The sequence below is a fragment of the Clostridium tetani genome (assembly GCF_900167265.1).
GTDB lineage: Bacteria > Bacillota > Clostridia > Clostridiales > Clostridiaceae > Clostridium_G > Clostridium_G tetani.
Genome location: NZ_FUWT01000005.1, coordinates 155,024 through 177,114 on the forward strand (window position 1 = coordinate 155,024; position 22,091 = coordinate 177,114).

A 22,091-nucleotide genomic window follows, 5' to 3' on the forward strand; every position below is an offset into this window, starting at 1 on the left:
GTTTTTATTTTTAGAAAGTAATAAAAAGTATTTTCTAAAGATAAAAATAAATTAATAAATACATTAATATTGGGAGGAATAAACATGGAAGACAATAAGAAAACTATATTTAGTGGCATTCAGCCTTCTGGAAACCTAACTATAGGAAACTATTTTGGAGCTTTAAAAAACTGGGTTAAATTGCAAGATGAGTATAATTGTTTTTATTGCATAGTTGACTTACATGCTATAACAGTAAGGCAGGTTCCACAAGAATTGAGAAAAAGAACCTTAGAAGTACTTGCTGTATATATAGCATCTGGATTAGATCCAGAGAAAAATACTTTATTTATACAATCACATGTGCCTGCACATACAGAAGCTGCATGGCTTTTAAATTGCTTTACATATTTAGGAGAATTAAATAGAATGACTCAATTTAAGGATAAATCTCAAAATGCAGGTGAATCTATAAGTGCAGGATTGTTAAATTATCCAGTTTTAATGGCGGCAGATATATTACTATATAATGCAGATTTAGTTCCAGTAGGAAACGATCAAAAGCAACATTTAGAACTCACAAGGGATATTGCCACTAGATTTAATAATTTATATAGTCCTACTTTCAAAGTTCCAGAGCCATACATAGGTAAAACTGGAGCTAGAATAATGGATTTACAAGAACCTAAAAAGAAGATGTCAAAATCAGCAGAAAATAAAAATGGATATATTTTAATTATGGATCCGCCTAATATAATTCAAAATAAAATAAATAGAGCGGTAACGGATAATGAAGGAATAGTAAGATATAGTGATGAACAACCAGGAGTAAAGAATCTGATGAATATTTTAAGTACGGCTACAGGAAAGAATGTAGAAAGTATTGAAAAAGAATATGCAGGGCTAGGTTATTCTAAATTTAAAAAGGATGTAGCTGAAGCTATAATAGCCGAGGTAGAACCACTTCAAAAAGAAGTTAAAAGATATTTAGAAGATAAATCATATCTAGAGAAGGTATATAAAGAAGGTGCCCAAAAAGCGTCATATGTAGCTAATAAAACACTTTCAAAGATGAAAAGAAAGATAGGATTTGTATTAGATAAATAATATTAAAGAGTAAATCCTTAGATATTCCAAAGGGTTTACTCTTTATAAATAGGATAGTTCATATAATAGATTAAAACTTAGAAAGTATAAATTTATCTATTGCGTGAGCTACTCCTGCATTTTCATTTGATAGGGTTATGTAGTTTGCTACATTCTTTATTTCTGGAAAAGCATTTTCCATAGCAATACCTAGTCCAGCAAACTTAATCATTTCAATGTCATTGCCTGCATCGCCAATACAAATGATTTCCTCTTTATGTATATTTAAGCTATCAGCATACTTTTTTACTGCAATACCTTTATTAATTTCTTTATTAAAAAATTCAAGAAAGTAAGGTGCACTTCTAGCCATAGCATACTTTGAGTATACATCATCATCTAAATTATCCATTATTTTTGATATTAGTTCTGGTTCATCGGCAAAAATAACCTTAGTAATTTCTATATTTTTATCTAAATTATTAAAATCCACTATTTTTACATCTATGTTACTCCATTTTGCTTCTAAGGTGGTATATTTACCTAATTTAGAAGTTATACAAGAATCCTTAGTAAACACATTCATATGAATATGAAATTTTCTACTTAGATTGTGAAAATACATCAAATCATCGTAATTTAGTAGGCACTGAGAAATTATTTTTTTATTAGTATTATTTTGTATTAAAGCTCCATTATAGATTATGGAAAAGTTATCTGGTGAATTTAATCCTAAGACATTTAAATAATTTTTTATACCTGTTAAAGGCCTACCAGTGGCTAATGCAATTTTTATACCTTTGTTTGAGGCCTCTTTTATGGCTCTTATATTTTCATTAGGTATAGTTTTGCTATCATCTAATAAGGTTCCATCCATATCTATAGCTACTAATTTGTACATATATTGGTTCCGCCTTTCTTTAGTTAAATCTAATGTATTTAGTATAGCATTTAGTTTAAAGAAATACATTATAAACAATTGGCATTTACTATAAAACTTTGCAAAATAATTGACAGTTAAAAATTTAAAAGATAAAATCATTGTTGTATACAAAAATGAAGAGGAGAGGTTTTAGTGAAAGGTCTTGAAAAGGAAATAGAAAAAAGAAGAACATTTGCAATAATATCTCACCCAGATGCGGGTAAAACCACACTCACTGAAAAACTTTTATTATATGGGGGTGCTATAAGATTAGCAGGATCCGTAAAAGCTAGAAAGGCATCTAAACATGCAGTATCAGACTGGATGGAAATAGAAAAACAAAGAGGTATTTCTGTTACATCATCTGTTATGGAATTTAATTATAATGGATATAGTATAAATATATTAGATACTCCTGGGCACCAGGATTTTAGTGAAGACACCTATAGAACTTTAATGGCGGCAGATAGTGCAGTAATGGTTATAGATGGAGCGAGAGGTGTTGAGGAACAAACTAAAAAATTATTTCATGTATGTAGTTTAAGAGGAATACCTGTATTCACATTTATAAATAAAATGGATAGGGAAACTAGGGATCCTTTTAGCTTAATGGATGAAATTGAATCAGTGCTTGGAATAAAATCATATCCTATGAATTGGCCTATAGGCTCTGGCAATAATTTTAAAGGAGTATATAGTAGAAAAAATAAATTAATAGGACTTTTTAATGGAGGAAACCATGGTCAGACAACAGTTGAATCTGTAGAAGGAAATGTAGAAGATGAAGCCTTTAGCGATTTATTAGGAGAGGATCTTCATAATAAATTAATAGAAGATATAGAGCTTTTAGATATAGCTGGAGACGACTTTGACATAGAAGCTGTTAGAAAAGGAGAATTAACTCCAGTATTTTTCGGAAGTGCACTAACTAACTTCGGTGTGGAACCTTTTTTAAAGGAATTTTTAAATTTAACTACATCACCTTTATCAAGAATGTCTGATAAGGGCGAAATTGATCCATTTAGTGAAGATTTTTCAGCTTTTGTATTTAAAATACAGGCTAATATGAATCCAGCACATAGAGATAGAATTGCATTTATGAGAATTTGCTCTGGTAAATTTAAAAAGGGCATGGAAGTATATCATGCTCAAGGTGAAAATAAAGTAAAGCTATCTCAACCACAACAATTTTTGGCACAAGATAGAGAAATAATAGAAGAAGCATATGCAGGAGATATCATTGGAGTATTTGATCCAGGTATATTCAGAATAGGAGATACTTTATGTAGTCCGAATGAAAAGTTTAAATTTGAAAGTATACCTATATTTGCTCCAGAACATTTTGCAAGAGTTAGAACTGTAGATACTATGAAGAGAAAGCAGTTTGTAAAGGGAATAACTCAAATAGCTCAAGAAGGGGCTATACAAGTCTTTAAAGAAGTAAATATTGGAATAGAAGAAATTATAGTAGGGGTAGTTGGAGTACTACAATTTGAAGTATTAGAATATAGAATGAAAAGTGAGTACAATGTAGATCTAAAAATGGAAAGACTACCTTTTAAATATATAAGATGGATTGAGGAATATGATGGTAATCCAGATGACTTAATTATTACTAGTGATACTAAAATAGTTAAAGACCATAAAGACAGAAGTCTTCTATTATTTCAAAGTGATTGGTCAATTAGTTGGGCATTACAACATAATAATGGATTAGTTTTATCTGATATAGGTAAAGAGTAAAGCTAAGAAGAATACTTATAATTAAGAAAAGCAGTAATTTATTACTGCTTTTTAAAAATATTATTGTTGAAGGTTAGAATATGAAGTAGGAATAGAACAGCGGATATTATTAATATAAAATTTATTAGAGTGTTTCCTAAAATTAATACTATTGTGATTAAAAATAGTATTATTATAAAACTATAAGCTAATCTTAAAAGTGACATTATATTTCCTCCAATAATTTTGTATCAAGAAACAATACTAGTATTTGCAATCTTATATAAAATTATTAAACAAAATAAAAAAAGAGAGGATTTACCTCTCTTTTTTTACTATCTATCTCTGAAGTTATTTCTAGCAGCTTTTCTAGCTTTTCTACATTCAGGACATCTTACAGGATCATTTTCGAATCCTTTTTCCTTGTAGAATTCTTGTTCTCCTTCAGTGAATATGAATTCATTATTACAGTCTTTACAAACAATTGTCTTATCTGCCATTGTTAAAAACCCTCCTTATGATCATAGGATTAATTTACATATAGATAAGTCTCCATGATCAAGAGGAGCTCAATTATCTAATACTAAATAAAATTAACCTATTTCTAAAAATATATTATATCATATATTTTAACACAAAAAATAAAAATTACAACAATAAAAAATAGCAAATTTTATGATGAAATAGATTTATTATTTTTAAAATATAAAATTATAAAAGCTATAAAAGGTATTAATAAAAAATTTATAAAAGATATTAGTGAATAAAAGTTAAGAAAGTCAAAAAATCTTAAAAGCTTTTGCGTTAAAAATGAAGTAAATATATATGTTAATATACTTACTATATAAATTAAATATTTATTTCCTGTAAATATTTTTTCAAAACTTTTATTTAATATATTTAATACTAGAACATATTTTACATACCACCCACCTACAGTTTGAAGCATTACGAAAAATTCACCACTTTCTATAAATCTCCAATAACTTATTAATTGAGTTTGTAAGAGTTTTGGATATATTAAATTTTTAGCATGATTTATTTCAAAAGTAGATAATATACCAACTATAGCAATTATCTGCATTTGTATAACAAAAATAAAAGACCAAATACTTACCTTAAATATTTTATTTTTATTATGTACGAGCTCTAAGTAAGGGAAAAAAATCACTATATGTGCATATAATCCTAGGACTTTTAAGAGAGCTAAAAAATGATTTTTATTTAGTCCATTTTCTAATATAGGAAATAAATATTTATATTTTTTATAAGAAGAAGTTAGTATTGCTAAGTTAATACCAGCTAAAATCATTAAAATTATACCGATTATAGTGACAGCTAATACTGAAAGATGGCCTTTTTTTACTGGGTAAATAGCTGTGAATACTATAAATATTGCAATATACCAAGTTGGTGTGTCTAATAATATATTAGCATGCATAGAACTACTCTCTATTCCTGCACATTCTATTAAAGTTAAAAACAAAGAAAAAACAAAGAAAAAGTGTAAGATAGTACCTAAAATCTTACCAAAAGAACTTGTATATATATTATAAAAATCAAAGGTATTTGTCTTTAAACTTGTTTTTAGCATAAAAATAAAGGAAAAAAGAATTATTAATGAAGCTATAATTACAACTATCCAACTATCTCTTCCGGCATTTCTTATAAATATTGTTGGATAAGTTTTTAAAGAAACTATTGTAATAGCTGATATTATAAAAAATAAATGTTTAGCATTAATATTATCCAAGAAATCACCCTTTATATCATGGAATATTTTATTAAAACTGTTAATTAATAATATATTCTTGACTTAAAAGTTGAATAATATTCTAATTATAAGCAGATAATAAAAAGGGTGATATTTATGTTAAGTTCTATAAATTTTATAAAAGATAAATTGGATAAGAATTTTGATATTAAATATAGAGAAATAGAAACTGTTCAGGGGAAGGTTTACATAGTATTTGTAGATAACTTATGTGATAATACCATTATAAGTAAATATATAATAGCACCTATAATTAAAAATAAGAATTCAATTTTATCAGTTGAATATATAAAAAATAATATAATTGAAGCTCATGATGTTGAGTATGTTAAGAATATTGAAGATGCTTTAATTCATATATTGTCTGGAGATGTAGTTATTTTATTTGAAGATTATGCAGATATATTATTTGTAGATGCTAAAGGATATGTAAAAAGAGGGATAGATATACCAGCATCTGAAAAGGTTATAAAAGGTCCTAGGGAAGGTTTCAATGAGGTATTGGTAGATAATATAGCTTTAATAAGAAGAAAAGTAAAAAATCCAGATTTCAAATTTGAAAATTTAACTATAGGTAAAAAGTCAAACACCAGTATTGCTATGTTTTATATTGATGGATTAGCTCCAGAGGACTTGGTTGAAAAAATAAGAGAAAAGTTAAATTCTATTAAAGTAGACTTTGTTTTAGACACAAGTTATATAGAAGAAAGTTTTGCAAGTAAAAAAACACTATTTGATACCATTGGATATACAGAGAAACCAGATGTAGTAGCTGCTAATGTAATGGAAGGACGTATAGGGATATTAGTAGATGGGACCCCTTTTGCTTTAACTATGCCATATTTTTTTATAGAAAGTTTTCAAACACCAGATGATTATTATATAAATAAAACATATTCTAATATAACTAGAATATTAAGATATATAGCATTTATGGTAGCATTGTTATTACCTGGTTTATATATAGCTATAACTACCTATCATTTTTCATTAATACCATCGGTTTTTGTCTTTAGATTATCTGTATCTAGGGCAGGAGTACCTTTTCCAGCTATAATTGAATTATATTTATTAACATTCTTTTTTCAAATATTAAAAGAAGCAGGTATAAGACTACCAGAACCAATAGGTCAGGCTATTAGTATTGTAGGTGCTTTAATATTAGGAGACGCAGCTGTAGGGGCAGGTTTGGCTTCACAAATAGGAATGATAGTTGTAGCTGTATCATCCATATCATCTTTTTTAATTCCCAGATTATATAATGTAATATCTGTTTGGAGTATAGTTATAGTTTTTCTATCTTCAGTAATTGGATTACCAGGTTTCTATATAGGATTATTGTCCTTTATAGCTCATTTAGGAAGTTTAGATTCCGTAGGTTATCCATATTTGTATCCATTAGGAACAATAAAGAATTTTAAGTTTAGAGATATATTTTTTAGGAGTAACTTAAAAAATATATCAAAGAATATTATTAAGGATGATATATATGAAAAAAAGAATAATTAGCTTTATACTTTGTATAAGCATTTTATTTAGTGGATGCTATAGCTATAAAGATATAAATAAAGTTCTCTTTGTAACAAGCTTTGTAGTAGATATAGATAATAATAATGAACCTATAATATATTTAGAAACCTTTAAGCCTTATAGAAGTAATATAAGTGGTTCGGAGAAGGGGCAGAGAATTGTATACAGAGGTACTGGCAAGACAGTACATGAGGTTATAAGGAATATAGGATTATCTTCAAGTTTTAGAATAGATGGGACTCAATCTAAAGCCATAATTTTTACAACTAAAGCTGCAGAATATGGAATAGATAAATTCATAGATTTTTTTCATAGACATCAAGAAGGGTTAATTCGTCAATATATAGCAATATATGATGGTGATGTAGAAAAATTACTACAAACTCAAATAAAATCAGAAGAATATATAGGATTATTTTTGGCAGATTTAATGGATAATATAAAAGTTTCTTCAAAAGCTGTAAAGCTAAGTATGAATGATTATCTAAATGAAAGAGTAATGGAAAGTACAGCTTGTATTATGAGTTTAATAAGGTTAGATGAAACTCAAATGGAAAATCTGATAACTATAGATGGAGGAGCAATTATAAAAAATGATAAAATGGTAAATAAATTACCTAAATCTGAAAGCCAAGCATATAATTTTTTAGCAGATAGAATAGAAGGTGGAACATTAGAAATTCCGCATCCAAAAGAAAAAGATAAGTTTATAACTTTAGAGATATTAAAAAGTAAAACAAAGAATAAGATAGAAAAAAAAGATAATATAGTAGAATTAACAAAAAAAATAAAAGTCAAAACCACTTTAACAGGAACTCAAAGTCCTATGAATTTTACTGAGGAAGAGTTAAATATAATAAAAGCTAGAGCTGAATATAATATAAAAAAATTTTCAAGAGAAGTTTTTGAAAAGTATAAAAATGAAAATATAGATATTTTTGATGTAGCGGATATTTATAACAGAAAATATCATAAAGAAGATAGTAAAAATATATTAAAAAATACAATTTTGAAAGTAGACGCAGATGTAAAAATTGAAGGTTCTAGTAATAAATTCGATTACAGTAAATAATTTTAGAATTATTTACCCAAGAATAAAAACTATTAGGTAGCCATATCTAATAGTTTTTATTGTAGAATATTCAGGGAATATATAGAAATATAAATGGAAAAGTTTTAATTTTATCATTGATAAAAAATTCGGAATATTATATAATTTATATAATATAACAATAAAAAAATATTAGGAGTGGTGTAACATGATTCAAGTATTTTGTGACCAAAGAGGAGCTGGAAAGACTAAAAAGCTAATTCAAATGGCTAATGAAAAGGCTATTGATAACAAGGGACACATTGTATTTATAGACGATGATAGAAGAGCTATGTTTGAGTTACACAGAAATGTTAGATTTATATCTACTTCAGATTTTAATTTTAAAAATGATTATAAGAGTTTTTATGGATTTTTGTGCGGCATGTTATCTAGTAACTATGATATTGATACTATTTATATCGATGGGTTATTCAATATTGTAAATTTAGATAATGAAGATGCGGCACTTTTGTTTTTTGAGTTAGAAAAATTAGAGGAAGAATACAGTTTGAATATTTATATGAATGTTAATGAAGAAAATGATATACCTGAGTGTATGAGGAAGTACACTGGTTTGTTATGTGTATAGTTATTTTGTATAGGTTTACTTGAATTTGAAAATAATATAAAGTTTATTATAGATAAGAGTTGGAACTAGTTCCAACTCTTTAATTTTTAATTGAGAAAGTTGATAAAAGTATATTTTGGTTATATACTATAACTTATATGTAGAAGTAGTTTATAAATTATGATATGATAATTTGTAACATAAATGTTTGGAGGTAATGGAAATGGGTAATAATGTCTTTGATGTATTAAAAGAACGTGGATACATAAAACAAACTACACATGAAGAAGAAATAAGAGATTTAATAAATAAGGATAAAATTACTTTTTATATAGGATTTGATCCAACTGCAGATAGTTTACATATAGGTCATTTCTTACCTTTAATGATGATGGCTCATATGCAAAAAGCAGGTCATAGACCTATAGCTCTTGTAGGAGGGGGAACGGTAAGGATTGGCGATCCTTCTGGTAAATCAGAAATGAGAAAGATGTTATCAAAAGAAGCTATTGATAAAAACGTTAGTAGTATAAAAAGTCAAATATCTAGATTTATAGATTTTAGTGATGATAAAGCTATATTAGTTGACAACGCAGATTGGCTTTTAAATCTTAATTATTTAGAGTTTATAAGAGAAATAGGAGTTCATTTCTCAGTAAATAAAATGTTAACAGCAGAGTGCTTTAAACAGAGATTAGAAAAGGGATTATCATTTCTTGAGTTTAACTATATGTTAATGCAAGCTTATGATTTCTTATGTTTAAATAGAAAATATGGCTGTGTAATGGAATTAGGTGGAGATGACCAATGGTCTAATATGTTAGCTGGAACTGACTTAATAAGAAGAGAAGAAAGTAAATCAGCTTATGCTATGACTTGTACACTATTAACTAATAGTGAAGGAAATAAGATGGGTAAAACAGTAAATGGAGCTTTATGGTTAGATAAAGATAAAACAAGTCCATATGAGTTTTATCAATATTGGAGAAATGTAGATGATGCTGATGTAGAAAAATGCTTAGCATTACTTACATTTTTACCAATGGATGAAGTCAGAAGATTAGCAGCTTTAGAAGGAAATAAAATAAACGAAGCTAAAAAAGTACTTGCATATGAAGTTACAAAGTTAATTCATGGAGAAGATGAAGCTAAAAAAGCTGAAGAGGCATCAGAAGCATTATTTGGAGCAGGTAAGGATATGAGTAATGTTCCAACTGTAAATATATCTAAAGATGATTTAGGAAAAGGAATATTAGATATATTAGTGGAAACAAAAATATTACCATCTAAAGGAGAGGCTAGAAGGTTAATTCAACAAGGTGGATTAAGTATAAATGAAGAAAAGGTAACAGATATAAATATGGCAGTAACGGAAGACCTTTTTGAAGAAAATAGCATAATTATAAGAAGAGGTAAGAAAAGTTATAACAGAATAGTAATAGAATAATAAAAATGAACTGACCTTTAAAATGAGGACAGTTCATTTTTATTATTTAAATATCATGTTTCCACATTATTATAGCATCTTCTAAGTTGTCAGAATAATAGTGTTTACGACATCCTTCTTCCACAAAACCAAACTTTTGGTATAAATTTTGAGCAACTGAATTAGATTTTCTAACTTCTAAAGTTATACTATTAACTCCTCTGTTTTTAGATTCTTTTATTAGAGTAGAAAGCACTAGTGAAGCAATACCTAACTGTCTGTAATTTGGATGTATAGCTATATTAGTTACATGACCTTCATCTAGTATAATCCAAAGCCCACCATAGCCTAGAATTTTATTATCTTTTATAGCCACTATATAAAGAGCATGAGGATTACTTAAAATTTCTTTTTCTATAGACTGAATACTCCAAGGAGCTAAAAAAGATAATTTGTTTATGTTAAATATTTCTTCAATATGTTCTTTTGTAGCCTTACATAATAATATATCATTTAAATTATTCATTTTTTTCTAAACGTTCCTTTTCCTCATATTCCCTTTCAGCTTGAGACTTTCTAATATATATAGGGGAAAAAGTGTATATATTATCAGTATAGCCTGACTTTAATAATTTCAATCCTAATTCTCCTAAGGAAGAAGCCTTTGCTACATTTAAAGAAGGAGGTGCAAAGTGGGAATTAGGTAAATCCTTTTTAATAATATCTTTTAATTTAGGTAGTGCATCTCCTATGAAAGTAATATTGCAATCATATTTAGATAAATTTTCCGTTAATTCATCTATAGATTGAATAGAAATATCAGTAATCATTTGAAGATTATCATCCTTATATTCATACAAAGCGGTATAAACATTATTTCTAAGTGCATCTAATATAGGGCAAATTATTCCTTCTGTATATGCCATATTATTAGCTAATGCATCTAGTGAAGAAACAGCTACAAAAGGCTTTTTAGAGCCTTGGCTCATGCCTTTTATTGTAGCAGCACCTATTCTAAGACCTGTAAAAGATCCTGGACCTTTAGAAATTACAAATCCATCTATATCCTTTATAGTTAAACTTAAATTATTTAATAAAAAATCTATTATATTCATTAAAATTACTGAATGTTGTTTTTTGTAGTTAAAAGTAATTTCACCTAGTAATTTATCATCATCTAAAACAGCACAAGTGGCTGATTCTGTGGAAGAATCCACACTTAATATTTTCATAGACTTATCTCCTTTATGTAATTATATCTTTTGCCGTAAGGGGTGATTGTTATTTTTCTAGAATTAAAATCATTTTTAGAATTTTTCTCTACTAATATGTTCATATATTCTTCTGGAATAAGTTCTTTAATATAATTAGACCATTCAATTACAGTAACTGCATCACTAAATATATATTCATCAAAACCTATAGCATATATTTCATCAGGATCATTTACTCTATATACATCAAAATGATAAAATTTCAGTCGTCCTTCATATTCATTGACAATATTGAAAGTAGGACTTGTTATAGTGTTATGTATGCCTAAACCTTTAGCAATTCCTTTAGTTAAATGGGTTTTACCAGTACCTAAATCTCCTTCAAGACATATTATATCACCAGCATGGGCTAGTTTGCCTATTTGTTCACCAATACTAATGGTTTCATCTACACTGTTTACTGTGAAAATCATGTGAGTTCCCGCCTTTATTTTATATATTATCATTTGTACCTTATTTTTTACTTTTTACAAGTATATTCTATCATAAGTAAATGGTCAATTAAATATTAAATAATTATTAGTTTGCAATAGAATAATATATTATGTAGAATATATTTAACTAAATCGTCTGTATTGTTTTAAGAGGTGAAAGCATTGAAAAAAGTTTATAGATTCATAACTTTAATAATTATTATGCTTATGTTTTCTAGTTGTTTCTCAAAGGGAGAGTATAATCCTACAGAAGCATTAACTGTAGATAAACTCCAAGATGAAAATTTGAGTATAGTTGTTACAGACAAATTATTATATTATATGACAAGAAAAATAACTGAGGAAAGGCATTTTGTAGAATATATTTTTAAAGATAGAAATATTGAAAGAGATTTTAAAGCTACAAAAGATAATTTAAACAATGTAAGTAAAGAAGACTTGTTTATTTATAATGGACTTGATGTAGAACCATGGTTTAATGAGTTTACAAATAAACTAAATAAAAATAAAGTAGGAGTAATAAATATATCCAGAGGGATTAATTTAATAAATTATACAAAGGAAAGAAAGTATAATGGGAAGAATATATCACGAAACCCATATTATTGGATGAATATAGATAATTATAAAATAGCTTTATTAAATATAAAGAACTCAATTCAAGATAAAGATCCTAAAAATAGAGATTATTATGAAAGAAATTTTCAAAAAGAAGTAAAGGGATTACAGGAATTAGAAAAGATGGTTAGTAAAATTAAAATAAAATTGAAAGAATATACTATATACTATGAGGAAGAGGATTTAGAGTATTTCACTAGATATTTAGGAATGAATTCTATAAAATTAAAGGAAAGCAAAGAAGAGAATAATTTATTATTAGAAAAATCAAAGGATAAAGATAAGATAATATTTTTATACAATGATTCGCAAAAAAACAAAAAATATGATGACTTTATAAAAACTAATAAAATAAAGTCTATCAGAGTTTTATTTTTAAATGAAAGTGCTAATTATATAGATACATTAAAGTATGATTTAAAAATTCTAGGAGAGATATAAATTATGAAAAGAATTAAGAATAATAAGCTAGGTTTAATGATAATTTTAATGTTTATAATTGCTATTCTGGCAATGACATCAGTAGGAGATAAATCTATTTTTTCAAAAGAGAATTTCAAAGTAGGACAGCATATTTATATACAGATGGATGAAACTAAAAAAGCAAATTTAGTATGTGTTGGTGGAGATATATATATAAATGGAGAAGTAGAAGGTAATGCATTATCAATTGGTGGAAATATATATGTAAATGGAAAGGTAAGTAAAAATGTAACAACTCTTTTTGGTGAAATAGTAAAAGGAGAAAATAGTGAGATATTTGGTAAAGAGCGTCAGATATTTAAATCACATAAAATAACGGAAAAATTTAAAAATATAAATATGAATAATAAAGTAAAAATGAATTACAAATTTATTTGGTCTTTTGTATTCTTAAGTATTTGTTGCTCCATTGTATATTATTTTATGTCTATAAATATAAATTTTATGATGAACTATTTAGTAAAGGAAAATATATTCAGAGGAGTTATGTATGGTTATATAGCTTTATTTAGTCTTGCTATTATAAACTTTGCCTTAGTTTTATCAATTTTCGGTATAGTATTCCTTCCCTTTATAGCATTAATGTTTTTTTTAATTTTTATAGTAGGTTTTGCAACTATAGCTACCTTTTTAGGACAGGAATTTTATAAGAAATTTAGAATTGGGCATAGTCCATATACAAGAATAGCCATAGGGGTAGGAATTTTGCAGGTAATAAGAAGTATATCTATTTTAAATATAGGGAGTATACTTTGGAAGTTAGTAATTATACCCCTTTCAATAGGTATAGTATTTGTAAAAAAGTTTAGGATATTTAGGTGAATTAGAAGGGAGAATATTATGTTCTTTATTGGTATATTTGGTATAGATGAAAGAAAAAAAGAGATAAAAGTAATACGGAACTTAGTATGTAAAGCCTGTGGCAATATAACTGTTTATAAATTAATTAAAGTAAATAAAGTATTTCACTTTTTCTTTATACCAATATTCACATGGAATAAAAGGTATTATTTAATGTCTGAATGTTGTAATTCTATTTTTTTAATATCATGTGAATTGGGAAAAGCTCTAGAGAATAATGAGCATGTGGATATTAAAGATGAGGATTTAGAACAAATAAATTCATATACAAATACCAATGAAAGGATTTGTAGTAATTGTAGTAATGTAGTTCAATCTAATTTTAAGTATTGTCCACATTGCGGGGAAAGGATGAATTAGTAAATAATTCAGGATAGGGCATATTAAATTTATATCATATTAATTTAACTTTTTTGGTTTGTAAAAATATGCCCATGTTCTGAACTTTTTGGTTAAGAAATTTATTTTTTTATACTAACTACCGAAGGTATACATAAAGTTCCCTCTGGTATATTTAAATGACCAGTATCATCTAGGTGAAATTCCTGTCCATCTATTGTAAATACTGAATCCTTAGTATAACCCATTTTAAAAAAGTTATTTGTATTGTAACCGTGTCTAAGACTTTCAAGTTCTTTATTTGTATATATCCATCCACTATTATCTAAAAATAGCTTTTCAGAATAGCCTTTAATTTCAAAATGTTTTCCAGGTTCAATACCTAAATTTTGGAGTCTGGCACCTACATCTTTAGTATTAGGCATGAAAACTCTTATCAAATCTACAATTTTCTCTAGTGATTTACCGCTTGATAAAAATCCTATTAAATCATTAGTCTTTGCTAGATCATTAAATTCATATTTATCAAATAGTGAAGTAATATCTTTATTAGGATACATTTTATAAAGAAGCAATTCAGAGGTATTGTTATTAACAGATATTTCAGCATAACCATGCATTAATGTTTTAACTTTATAGTTATAGCCATTTTTAATATCAATAATATTTCCTTTAAATGAGAGTTCTTGTAATGGAGTAGAAAGGAATTTTTGAACACTTTTACTTATATTAAGATTCAACAATTTTCGATTGGTTTTTGATGTATGTTTATTAATTATATTACTATTTGATAAATTGAAATTTTTATAATAACTACCTATTCCCCAATTCATTTAAAATCACCTCAATCCTATAATTTTTATATTATTATATTCGATTATGTTTAATGTAACTTTAGTTGTTTACTTATATCCTTATATAGAGAAATAATTTATTATTGAAAAAGTATAAAGGAATATTTAATATACTCGATAAGTTTACTATAAAACGTTATTTTTATAGAGAGGAATATAAATGAAAAAGGTTTTTCAAAAAGTTTTTTATCTTTTACTGTTATTTAGTATTTTAGTTTTTAGTTCAGAAGGTAAAGTTTATGCCCATGTTAATGAACAAGTAAATAATACTAAAGAAAATGCAGTATCACTTACTTACAATACTGTTAATGATTCTATTAAATTCAGACCAAAAGTTTTATATGGATGTGAAATCGTTGGTACAGATGATGAAGATTGGTATAAAGTATATCTTCCTACTGGAACACAAACACTATCTATTTATGCTTCTAAACCTTTAATTGCTCAAGTATATACTGAGGATAATCGACTTATATTTCAAGGTTCATATGGTCTTTCAACTAAGGTAGGACAAAAATTCCAAACCGAAGAACAGGGAACGTATTATGTAAAGATAAAATCAGCAAACAATGAAAATCTTAATTATTATATAATGATGGGAGCACCTTGGTATAAGGCTGGATCCTATACTTATAATCATAGTGGTTATATCTCAGTAGGTAGATTTAGTAAAGAGTCTGATACTATATCATTTAGCCTAAGTTCAAAATCTGAGATACCAGACACTGCTATTGTTACTGGAATAACCACTAGAGGCAAAGAACTTGGTAGTGCATATGGAAGAGTAAGGAGTTTAAAGGCGAACAATCAATTTAATTGGATTGGATTAAGAGAATTCACATTTAATGATAACAACATGTATAGTAGTGTAAATCCAATTAAGTTAAAGCAAGGATGGCAATTCAAACATTCAATTTCAGCCTTTGATACATCTTCATACTCTGTAAAACCTTCAATTACCTTTGAGTATATGGCTGAAGATGATATATAGTTGTATTTTACTGAATAGAGCACACATATTCTTTTAAGTATTTTTAATCGATTTTAAAATAGCCTTGGATCCAATTCCAGGGTTGTTTTTATTTTAGGTGTACAGTTGAAATAAAAATAAGTCGTTTAAATTTACCGACTCGTTTATTGTATAAGAAAACCGCCTGCTATGTAGGTGTGTTCAGAAAAGCTTAAGCATTGCAAAAAAATACCTCACTTTGATAAAATAGAAATGATTTCGTCAGCCAACCTAAAAAATCAAAGGGGGTATTGCCCAAATGGACAATAATAGTTTAGCACATACTAAGTGGAGATATAGATATCATATAGTATTTGCACCTAAATATAGAAGAAAAGAAATATATGGAGATAAGAAAAAAGAAATAGGAAAAATACTTAGGATGTTATGTGAATGGAAGGGTGTAGAAATCATAGAAGCAAATGTATGTAAAGACCATATCCATATGCCTGTATCAATACTACCCAAAATGAGTGTTTCAGGATTTATAGGTTTTTTTAAAGGGAAAAAGTAATTTAATGACATTTGAAAAGTTTGCAAATTTAAAGTATGAATATGGAAATAGACATTTTTGCTGCAGAGGATATTATGTAGATACAGTAGGTAAAAATAAAAAAGCAATAGAAGAATATATAAGAAGTCAACAAAATGAAGATATGATTGCCTATCAAATAAGTATTAAGGAATATACAGACCCTTTTAAGGGTGACAGGTAATAATTAAACTGCGGCTGGCGAAATACTACAGGTGCCTTAAGGCACAACTTTGGAAAAATGCCATTATAGGGTTTAAGAAAAACCACCAACTTAGTTGGTGGTTTTTTATTTGGCAGGGGCACGAGGACTTGAACCCGGAACCAACGGTTTTGGAGACCGCTACTCTACCAATTGAGCTATACCCCTATGAACAATAATGATTATAGCATATATTTAATGCAGGGTCAACTATTTTTGTGAAAAATAAAAGATACCATTATTAAGATTTGACACAAACAGTTTTTTAATAATTCTTGAAATAATTTTAAATTAGTGCTACAATAAAAGTAATTAAAAGAGAGATATGGCGGAGTATAAGAGAGCCAAATTTAGAGGTTTTTTAGGAAACCTTAAATTTGAGCTCTTTTTTTATTTTTAGTAGGGAGGTAAATTTATGTACGATGTTATAATTATTGGAGCTGGTATAACAGGAACTGCAATAGCTAGAGAATTATCTAAATATAAATTAAACACTTGTGTTTTGGAAAGATGTAATGATATAGGTATGGGAACTTCTAAAGCTAATAGTGCTATAGTTCACCCAGGAGAAGATCCAAAGCCTGGAAGTTTAAAAGCTAAATTAAATGTAAAAGGAAATGCTATGTATGAAGAGCTTTCAGAAGAGTTGGATTTCCCTTTTAAAAGAATAGGTGCTCTTGTTTTATGCTTTGATGAAAAGGATTTAGATGAGTTAAAGCTTTTAAAAGAACAAGGAGAAAAAAATGGTGTACCCGGTATGGAAATATTAAATAGAGAAGAAACATTAAAATTAGAGCCCAATTTATCTGAGTATGTAGTTGCGTCTTTACATTTACCATCTGGTGGTATTATGTGTCCATTTAGAGCTAATGTAGCATTTGCAGAAAATGCTTACACCAACGGTGTGGATTTTAAATTAAATACTGAAGTTAAAAATATAGTAAAAAAAGAAGATAGATATATTATAGAAACGAATGAGGGAGATATAGAAGCAAAAATAGTTATAAATGCAGCAGGAGTTTATGCGGATGTAATTAATAATATGGTAAGTGAAAATAAAATAAAGATAATCCCAAGAAAGGGAGAATATTGTCTATTTGACAAAATGGTTGGGGACACAGTTTCAAAAACTATATTCCAATTACCAACAAAATTTGGCAAAGGTGTTCTTGTTACTCCTACAGTGGACGGAAATTTACTTGTAGGACCAAATGCTATAGATATTGAAGATAAAGAGGATGTAACAACAGATAAGGAGTCTTTAGACTACATTTTGGACAAGGCTAAGATGAGCATAAAAGAAGTACCTACATCTTTCATAATAACATCTTTTAGTGGTTTAAGAGCTAAGGGACATACAGGGGATTTTATCATAGGAGAAGTAGAGGATGCTAAGAACTTTATAAATGTAGCAGCTATAGAATCTCCAGGATTATCTAGTGCTCCAGCAATAGCTGAGATGATAGGAGAAATTATAGTAGAAAAACTTTCTCCAGAAAAAAATAAGCAATTTAATCCAAAAAGAGAACCAGTTAAGAGATTTGAAGATATGAATAATGAAGAGCGAGAAAAAGCAGTTAAAGAAAATCCTCTATATGGTAATGTTGTCTGTAGGTGTGAAATGGTTACGGAAGCAGAAATCGTGGATGCAATAAAAAGACCACTAGGTGCTAGGGACTTAGATGGAATAAAAAGAAGAAGTAGAGCGGGAGCTGGAAGGTGTCAAGCAGGTTTCTGTACTCCTAAGTTAGTTGAAATACTATCTAGGGAGTTAGAAAAGTTACCAAAGGATGTAACAAAATTTGGTAGAGAATCACAACTTATTACTGGTGGCAGAAACAAGGATAATATTTAGAAGCGTGGAGGGATCTTAATGCAAGAGTATGATATAGTAATTATTGGCGGAGGCCCTGCTGGTCTTGCTGCTGCAATATCAGCAAAAGAAGAGGGAGTAGACAACATTGTAATACTAGAAAGAGATAGTGTTTTAGGTGGTATATTAAATCAGTGCATACACAATGGTTTTGGACTTCACACATTTAAAGAAGAGCTTACAGGCCCAGAATATGCACAAAGATATATAGATAAAGTAGAAGAATTAAATATACCTTATAAATTAGATACTATGGTCATAGATTTAACAGAAGATAAGATAATAACAGCGGTAAATAAAGATGAAGGTATTATACAAATAAAAGCGAAATCAATAATACTTGCTATGGGTTGTAGAGAAAGACCAAGAGGGGCTTTAAATATTCCAGGTAGTAGATGTGCAGGTATATTTACAGCTGGAACAGCTCAAAAATTTGTTAATATAGATGGATATATGCCAGGAAAAGAAGTTGTTATTTTAGGCTCAGGTGATATTGGACTTATAATGGCAAGAAGAATGACCCTTGAAGGTGCAAAAGTTAAAGCAGTGGTTGAACTTATGCCTTATTCTGGAGGGCTAAAGAGAAATATAGTTCAATGTTTAGATGACTTTGGAATACCTCTTAAACTAAGTCATACAGTTATAGATATCAAAGGAAAAGAAAGATTAGAAGGAGTTACTATTGCTAAGGTAGATGAAAATAGAAGACCTATAGAAGGCACAGAAGAATATATACCTTGTGATACTTTACTTCTTTCAGTAGGTTTAATACCTGAAAATGAATTGTCTAAAAAGTCAAATGTTGAGTTATCAAGAGTAACTAATGGACCTGTAGTTAATGAAAGTTTTGAAACTAATCAAGAAGGAATTTTTGCTTGTGGTAATGTATTACATGTTCATGATTTAGTAGATAATGTTAGTATGGAAAGTCATGTAGCTGGAAAAAATGCAGTTAACTATGTAAAAGGAAAGAAAACTGGAAATAGTGATAATCCTATAGAAGTGGTAGCTGAAGGTGGAGTAAGATATACAGTGCCTAAGTATATAAATTCTAAAAATGTACAAGACTTTATACATGTAAGGTTTAGAGTTGGAAATGTATATACAAATAACTATATAGCAGTTTATTTTGATGATAATAGGGAATTTAGAATGAAAAAAAGAATACTTACTCCAGGTGAAATGGAAGAAGTAAGAATAACAAAAGCTATGTTAGAGAAATATCCTAGCTGCAAGAAGATTACTGTAAAAATAGAGGAGGAATAGTAATGGAAGAGAGGATTCTAACTTGCATAGGCTGTCCTATGGGCTGTAATTTAAATGTTAAGCTAGAAAATGGCGAAGTTGTAGATGTTAAAGGAAATAGCTGTGGAATAGGTATAAACTATGCTAAAAAAGAATGTACTAATCCTAAAAGAATAGTTACATCATCAGTTTATATAGAAGATGGAGAAATAGATATACTACCTGTGAAAACAAAAGAGGATATACCTAAAAGTAAAATAAATGAATGTATGAAGTCATTAAAGGGATTAGTAGTAAAAGCTCCAGTTAAAATAGGAGATGTAATTGCAGAAAATATATGTGATACAGGTGTAGACATAGTAGCTACAAGAACCATAAAAAAGAAAGCAGTTTAAAAAGATAATCCATATACAATATATTTAAATATAAAAGAGTGCTTTAAAATGATTTTTTAAAGCACTCTTTACATATTTTCATAGTACCTTTATTAGCAGAAAAACAATCAGTTATTGTAACTTTTTTACCACAGATGCTACATAAGTTTTCACCAATAACTTTTTTATCTATTTTTTCTGGGGATTTATTATGAGTATTTGGAGAAGGATTATATTCAATAGGTTTTACGTTAATATCTCTTTTTTTTATAGTGTAATCCATAGAATAAAAACTTTCGCCAAAGAGTTCTAGTTCAAATCTTGGATTTTCTTTATCATAAAATTCTTCCACTATTATTCTTCTTATTTGAGCATCATTAATTATAACACCACTTTTTTCTACACCATCAAATATACTTTTTGTGATGTTAATAGTATCAGGATGCCTTTTTTTGCTTTTATAGTACACCTTTAATACAGCTATTAAAGATTCAGATAATATTATGTTTGGATTTTGAACCCTTGCTTCATAAGCAATTTCCTGTTCATATACAGCGTATCTATCATGGTATTTACCAGAATTATGAGGAAGTATTGCCCTTCCTTGAAGGTTAAAAAGTTTAAAGTTAGATTTTGTGATAGGAGAGCCCTTCACTATTATTTTTGCATAATTATTCATTTGAAACCACCCATATTTTATATAGTTAATAATTAAGTTAACTTTAACAATCATTGATTAGAATATACTATTAAAGTATAATTATTATTGATAATTATATATTGATTATATAACATATTATTTTAGAGGACAATTTTTTAAGCGAATTAAAATTAAACAACAGTTTAAGTGAGGTATAAATTTTATGGAGAAAGATATAAAAATATTAGCTATTGAAAGTAGTTGTGATGAAACATCAGCGGCTGTAGTAATCAATGGCAGAGAAGTTTTATCTAATGTAATTTCATCTCAAATAGATATACACGAAAAATTTGGAGGGGTAGTTCCAGAGGTAGCATCTAGAAAACATATAGAAGCCATTTCTTTAGTAGTTCAAGAAGCAATAAAAGAGGCTAATATGGATTACGAAGAATTAGATGCTATAGCTGTAACCTATGGACCAGGATTAGTAGGAGCACTATTGGTAGGATTGCAGTATGCTAAAGGACTATCCTATGCATTAAATAAGCCTTTGATTGGAGTTAACCATATAGAAGGTCATATAAGTGCGAATTATATTCAACATAAGGACTTAGAGCCACCTTTTTTATGTCTTGTGGTCTCTGGAGGAAATACTTTTATAGTATATGTTGAAAACTATGGAGAATATGAAATAATAGGAGAAACTAGAGATGATGCCGCAGGAGAGGCCTATGATAAAGTAGCAAGAGCCATAGGATTGGGATATCCAGGAGGGCCTAAAATAGATAAATTAGCTAAAGAAGGTAATGAAAATGCTATAAAATTTCCAAGGGCTAAGTTTCATGAAGAAAATACTTTAGACTTTTCCTTTAGTGGACTTAAATCTTCAGTATTAAATTATTTAAACACTATGGAAATGAAAAAAGAAGAAATAAATAGAGCAGATGTAGCAGCATCTTTTCAAAAGGCAGTGGTAGATTTTTTAGTAGACAATACTATGAAAGCTGCTAAGATAAAAAAAGTAGATGAAATAGCGGTAGCAGGCGGAGTGGCAGCAAATTCTTGTCTTAGAGATACTATAGTTAAAGAAGGAGAAAAAAATAATATAAAAATATTGTTTCCAAGTATTAAACTATGCACAGATAATGCGGCAATGATAGGTAGTGCAGCTTATTTTCAATTTTTGAAAAGTGATTTTTCAGATTTAAATTTAAATGCAGTACCAAATTTAAAATTAAATAAATAAAGTTGGA

At 28.0% G+C, this 22,091-nt stretch carries 22 protein-coding genes, 1 tRNA gene and 1 pseudogene; 15 read left to right on the forward strand and 9 right to left on the reverse strand.

The window, feature by feature from the left end; genetic code table 11:
* Positions 1-84: 84 nt before the first annotated feature.
* Entirely contained in the window at positions 85-1,086 is a 1,002-nt protein-coding gene (trpS, locus tag B5D21_RS05465) for a tryptophan--tRNA ligase (RefSeq protein WP_011100579.1), read from the forward strand.
* A 70-nt stretch (positions 1,087-1,156) separates the two neighbouring features.
* On the opposite strand, the gene yidA is transcribed toward trpS, so the two are convergent.
* Positions 1,157-1,966: a sugar-phosphatase gene (gene yidA, locus B5D21_RS05470; RefSeq protein ID WP_035124785.1), complete on the reverse strand. Its 810-nt coding sequence runs from the start codon at positions 1,964-1,966 to the stop codon at positions 1,157-1,159.
* Positions 1,967-2,140: 174 nt separating this feature from the next.
* Between yidA and B5D21_RS05475 the strand changes: the two genes are divergently transcribed.
* A complete protein-coding gene (locus B5D21_RS05475) occupies positions 2,141-3,730 on the forward strand; it encodes a peptide chain release factor 3 (RefSeq protein WP_011100577.1) in 1,590 nt (529 codons plus the stop codon).
* A gap of 314 nt (positions 3,731-4,044) precedes the next feature.
* Here B5D21_RS05475 and B5D21_RS05480 read toward each other — a convergent pair whose 3' ends face one another.
* Both B5D21_RS05480 and B5D21_RS05485 read right to left on the reverse strand, forming a co-directional pair.
* On the reverse strand, positions 4,045-4,209 hold the full coding sequence (locus B5D21_RS05480; protein WP_023439450.1) for a zinc-ribbon domain-containing protein: 165 nt from the start codon (positions 4,207-4,209) through the stop codon (positions 4,045-4,047).
* 173 nt (positions 4,210-4,382) lie between these two features.
* Positions 4,383-5,462, reverse strand: coding sequence for an endospore germination permease (locus B5D21_RS05485; protein ID WP_011100576.1), 1,080 nt, complete (start codon positions 5,460-5,462; stop codon positions 4,383-4,385).
* 117 nt (positions 5,463-5,579) lie between these two features.
* On the opposite strand from B5D21_RS05485, the gene B5D21_RS05490 reads away from it, so the two are divergent.
* From B5D21_RS05490 to tyrS, 4 genes are all read left to right on the forward strand, one after another.
* Positions 5,580-6,992, forward strand: coding sequence for a spore germination protein (locus B5D21_RS05490; protein ID WP_035124783.1), 1,413 nt, complete (start codon positions 5,580-5,582; stop codon positions 6,990-6,992).
* Positions 6,973-8,085, forward strand: a complete 1,113-nt coding sequence (locus tag B5D21_RS05495; RefSeq protein ID WP_035111723.1) for a Ger(x)C family spore germination protein — start codon at positions 6,973-6,975, stop codon at positions 8,083-8,085. Before B5D21_RS05490 ends, B5D21_RS05495 begins: the two co-directional genes overlap by 20 nt.
* 187 nt (positions 8,086-8,272) lie before the next feature.
* Positions 8,273-8,695 (forward strand): hypothetical protein, encoded by a 423-nt coding sequence (locus B5D21_RS05500; RefSeq protein WP_035111726.1) that lies wholly within the window; start codon positions 8,273-8,275, stop codon positions 8,693-8,695.
* A 202-nt stretch (positions 8,696-8,897) separates the two neighbouring features.
* Entirely contained in the window at positions 8,898-10,121 is a 1,224-nt protein-coding gene (gene tyrS / locus B5D21_RS05505) for a tyrosine--tRNA ligase (RefSeq protein ID WP_035124781.1), read from the forward strand.
* 46 nt (positions 10,122-10,167) lie between these two features.
* Here the strand turns inward: tyrS and rimI are convergent, their stop codons facing one another.
* The 3 genes from rimI to tsaE are packed head-to-tail and all read right to left on the reverse strand — an operon-like array spanning position 10,168 to position 11,787.
* Entirely contained in the window at positions 10,168-10,626 is a 459-nt protein-coding gene (gene rimI / locus B5D21_RS05510) for a ribosomal protein S18-alanine N-acetyltransferase (protein WP_011100572.1), read from the reverse strand.
* Positions 10,619-11,332 carry a tRNA (adenosine(37)-N6)-threonylcarbamoyltransferase complex dimerization subunit type 1 TsaB gene (gene tsaB / locus B5D21_RS05515; RefSeq protein ID WP_011100571.1) on the reverse strand — a complete coding sequence of 238 codons (714 nt, stop codon included), beginning with the start codon at positions 11,330-11,332 and terminating at the stop codon, positions 10,619-10,621. Before tsaB ends, rimI begins: the two co-directional genes overlap by 8 nt.
* The gene (tsaE, locus tag B5D21_RS05520) at positions 11,329-11,787 is read right to left on the reverse strand and encodes a tRNA (adenosine(37)-N6)-threonylcarbamoyltransferase complex ATPase subunit type 1 TsaE (protein ID WP_035111732.1); all 459 of its coding nucleotides are present in this window, start codon (positions 11,785-11,787) and stop codon (positions 11,329-11,331) included. The genes tsaB and tsaE overlap by 4 nt, the downstream gene beginning before the upstream one ends.
* Before the next feature lie 183 nt (positions 11,788-11,970).
* On the opposite strand from tsaE, the gene B5D21_RS05525 reads away from it, so the two are divergent.
* The 3 genes from B5D21_RS05525 to B5D21_RS05535 are packed head-to-tail and all read left to right on the forward strand — an operon-like array spanning position 11,971 to position 14,130.
* On the forward strand, positions 11,971-12,867 hold the full coding sequence (locus B5D21_RS05525; protein WP_035124778.1) for a metal ABC transporter substrate-binding protein: 897 nt from the start codon (positions 11,971-11,973) through the stop codon (positions 12,865-12,867).
* Between the two features lie 3 nt (positions 12,868-12,870).
* A complete protein-coding gene (locus B5D21_RS05530; RefSeq protein ID WP_011100568.1) occupies positions 12,871-13,731 on the forward strand; it encodes a hypothetical protein in 861 nt (286 codons plus the stop codon).
* An 18-nt stretch (positions 13,732-13,749) separates the two neighbouring features.
* A complete protein-coding gene (locus tag B5D21_RS05535; RefSeq protein ID WP_011100567.1) occupies positions 13,750-14,130 on the forward strand; it encodes a zinc ribbon domain-containing protein in 381 nt (126 codons plus the stop codon).
* Between the two features lie 101 nt (positions 14,131-14,231).
* Here the strand turns inward: B5D21_RS05535 and B5D21_RS05540 are convergent, their stop codons facing one another.
* The gene (locus B5D21_RS05540; RefSeq protein ID WP_011100566.1) at positions 14,232-14,942 is read right to left on the reverse strand and encodes a hypothetical protein; all 711 of its coding nucleotides are present in this window, start codon (positions 14,940-14,942) and stop codon (positions 14,232-14,234) included.
* Positions 14,943-15,123: 181 nt separating this feature from the next.
* On the opposite strand from B5D21_RS05540, the gene B5D21_RS05545 reads away from it, so the two are divergent.
* Complete coding sequence (locus B5D21_RS05545) at positions 15,124-15,954, forward strand: hypothetical protein (protein WP_011100565.1); 831 nt, start codon at positions 15,124-15,126, stop codon at positions 15,952-15,954.
* 277 nt (positions 15,955-16,231) lie between these two features.
* Positions 16,232-16,688: pseudogene (gene tnpA, locus B5D21_RS05550) on the forward strand (IS200/IS605 family transposase).
* Positions 16,689-16,798: 110 nt separating this feature from the next.
* Here the strand turns inward: tnpA and B5D21_RS05555 are convergent.
* Positions 16,799-16,874: transfer RNA gene (locus B5D21_RS05555), tRNA-Trp, on the reverse strand.
* Between the two features lie 247 nt (positions 16,875-17,121).
* Between B5D21_RS05555 and B5D21_RS05560 the strand changes: the two genes are divergently transcribed.
* Genes B5D21_RS05560 through B5D21_RS05570 form a run of 3 tightly spaced genes read left to right on the forward strand, consistent with a single transcriptional unit; the run spans position 17,122 to position 20,219 of the window.
* Positions 17,122-18,561, forward strand: a complete 1,440-nt coding sequence (locus B5D21_RS05560; protein WP_011100563.1) for an NAD(P)/FAD-dependent oxidoreductase — start codon at positions 17,122-17,124, stop codon at positions 18,559-18,561.
* A gap of 18 nt (positions 18,562-18,579) precedes the next feature.
* Positions 18,580-19,845: an NAD(P)/FAD-dependent oxidoreductase gene (locus tag B5D21_RS05565; protein WP_011100562.1), complete on the forward strand. Its 1,266-nt coding sequence runs from the start codon at positions 18,580-18,582 to the stop codon at positions 19,843-19,845.
* A gap of 2 nt (positions 19,846-19,847) precedes the next feature.
* Positions 19,848-20,219 (forward strand): DUF1667 domain-containing protein, encoded by a 372-nt coding sequence (locus B5D21_RS05570; RefSeq protein ID WP_011100561.1) that lies wholly within the window; start codon positions 19,848-19,850, stop codon positions 20,217-20,219.
* Between the two features lie 43 nt (positions 20,220-20,262).
* On the opposite strand, the gene B5D21_RS05575 is transcribed toward B5D21_RS05570, so the two are convergent.
* The gene (locus tag B5D21_RS05575; protein WP_035111748.1) at positions 20,263-20,877 is read right to left on the reverse strand and encodes a RusA family crossover junction endodeoxyribonuclease; all 615 of its coding nucleotides are present in this window, start codon (positions 20,875-20,877) and stop codon (positions 20,263-20,265) included.
* Positions 20,878-21,061: 184 nt separating this feature from the next.
* Between B5D21_RS05575 and tsaD the strand changes: the two genes are divergently transcribed.
* Entirely contained in the window at positions 21,062-22,084 is a 1,023-nt protein-coding gene (gene tsaD, locus B5D21_RS05580) for a tRNA (adenosine(37)-N6)-threonylcarbamoyltransferase complex transferase subunit TsaD (protein WP_011100559.1), read from the forward strand.
* Positions 22,085-22,091: the final 7 nt, after the last annotated feature.

What these genes read in the sequence shown, in the direction of transcription:
- trpS (WP_011100579.1), top strand. Translation starts at nt 85, where the DNA reads ATGGAAGACAATAAGAAAACTATATTTAGTGGCATTCAGCCTTCTGGA.
- yidA (WP_035124785.1), bottom strand. Translation starts at nt 1,966, where the DNA reads ATGTACAAATTAGTAGCTATAGATATGGATGGAACCTTATTAGATGAT.
- B5D21_RS05480 (WP_023439450.1), bottom strand. Translation starts at nt 4,209, where the DNA reads ATGGCAGATAAGACAATTGTTTGTAAAGACTGTAATAATGAATTCATA.
- B5D21_RS05490 (WP_035124783.1), top strand. Translation starts at nt 5,580, where the DNA reads ATGTTAAGTTCTATAAATTTTATAAAAGATAAATTGGATAAGAATTTT.
- B5D21_RS05495 (WP_035111723.1), top strand. Translation starts at nt 6,973, where the DNA reads ATGAAAAAAAGAATAATTAGCTTTATACTTTGTATAAGCATTTTATTT.
- B5D21_RS05500 (WP_035111726.1), top strand. Translation starts at nt 8,273, where the DNA reads ATGATTCAAGTATTTTGTGACCAAAGAGGAGCTGGAAAGACTAAAAAG.
- tyrS (WP_035124781.1), top strand. Translation starts at nt 8,898, where the DNA reads ATGGGTAATAATGTCTTTGATGTATTAAAAGAACGTGGATACATAAAA.
- rimI (WP_011100572.1), bottom strand. Translation starts at nt 10,626, where the DNA reads ATGAATAATTTAAATGATATATTATTATGTAAGGCTACAAAAGAACAT.
- tsaB (WP_011100571.1), bottom strand. Translation starts at nt 11,332, where the DNA reads ATGAAAATATTAAGTGTGGATTCTTCCACAGAATCAGCCACTTGTGCT.
- tsaE (WP_035111732.1), bottom strand. Translation starts at nt 11,787, where the DNA reads ATGATTTTCACAGTAAACAGTGTAGATGAAACCATTAGTATTGGTGAA.
- B5D21_RS05530 (WP_011100568.1), top strand. Translation starts at nt 12,871, where the DNA reads ATGAAAAGAATTAAGAATAATAAGCTAGGTTTAATGATAATTTTAATG.
- B5D21_RS05535 (WP_011100567.1), top strand. Translation starts at nt 13,750, where the DNA reads ATGTTCTTTATTGGTATATTTGGTATAGATGAAAGAAAAAAAGAGATA.
- B5D21_RS05540 (WP_011100566.1), bottom strand. Translation starts at nt 14,942, where the DNA reads ATGAATTGGGGAATAGGTAGTTATTATAAAAATTTCAATTTATCAAAT.
- B5D21_RS05545 (WP_011100565.1), top strand. Translation starts at nt 15,124, where the DNA reads ATGAAAAAGGTTTTTCAAAAAGTTTTTTATCTTTTACTGTTATTTAGT.
- B5D21_RS05560 (WP_011100563.1), top strand. Translation starts at nt 17,122, where the DNA reads ATGTACGATGTTATAATTATTGGAGCTGGTATAACAGGAACTGCAATA.
- B5D21_RS05565 (WP_011100562.1), top strand. Translation starts at nt 18,580, where the DNA reads ATGCAAGAGTATGATATAGTAATTATTGGCGGAGGCCCTGCTGGTCTT.
- B5D21_RS05570 (WP_011100561.1), top strand. Translation starts at nt 19,848, where the DNA reads ATGGAAGAGAGGATTCTAACTTGCATAGGCTGTCCTATGGGCTGTAAT.
- B5D21_RS05575 (WP_035111748.1), bottom strand. Translation starts at nt 20,877, where the DNA reads ATGAATAATTATGCAAAAATAATAGTGAAGGGCTCTCCTATCACAAAA.
- tsaD (WP_011100559.1), top strand. Translation starts at nt 21,062, where the DNA reads ATGGAGAAAGATATAAAAATATTAGCTATTGAAAGTAGTTGTGATGAA.